At 53.0% G+C, this 515-nt stretch carries 1 protein-coding gene; it reads left to right on the top strand.

Annotation, left to right across the window (positions count from 1 at the left end):
• Window positions 1-20: 20 nt before the first annotated feature.
• Window positions 21-515, top strand: a 495-nt coding sequence (locus F8N80_RS30975) for a TcdA/TcdB catalytic glycosyltransferase domain-containing protein (RefSeq protein WP_150785344.1), incomplete at its 3' end; no start/stop codon positions are given.

Below are 515 nucleotides of genomic sequence, written 5' to 3'. Positions count from 1 at the left end.
CTCTACAAGGAAGTGTGTTTATGCAAGAGCGAGATAAAAGTCGTGCAGGCGGTTATGTAAGTTTTATCGATCTGTTCAAGTTGTCTGATCTTGAGCAGGCGCTGCACGAACATAAAGGAACCGATGAATACGACGCGGTGTTTCGGTATTACTTCGGTTGTATTGGCCAACTCGATTTTCCCCGGATGCGGGTGCCACTTGGATTGCTGCTTCAGGCACTTGGATCTTTTATCGAGCCCACAAAGCGACGCCGGCGTTCCGCAGAAGTGACGGTGCAGGCGGAACCGGGTGAAGGTCATCCGCCCACCCTGACGTACATTCTCAACCGCGTTGAAGATTGTCAGACGCGTTTGTCCAGCAGTGTTGAACAGTTAACGGTCGCCGCCACCGAAGTGCCGAAAAACCTGCACTTTGTATGGCTTGGCGGTGGCGTCGGGGACATCCAGCGCGATTACATCAATGTCTGGAAGCAGGCTCTCGCGGGGGAAGGCTATAACCTCAAACTCTGGTACGAC

This window comes from Pseudomonas fluorescens, assembly GCF_902497995.1.
Classification (GTDB): domain Bacteria; phylum Pseudomonadota; class Gammaproteobacteria; order Pseudomonadales; family Pseudomonadaceae; genus Aquipseudomonas; species Aquipseudomonas fluorescens_BK.
The sequence above is the reverse complement of the archived record's forward strand: the minus strand, read 5'-3'. Positions and strand labels throughout refer to the sequence as shown.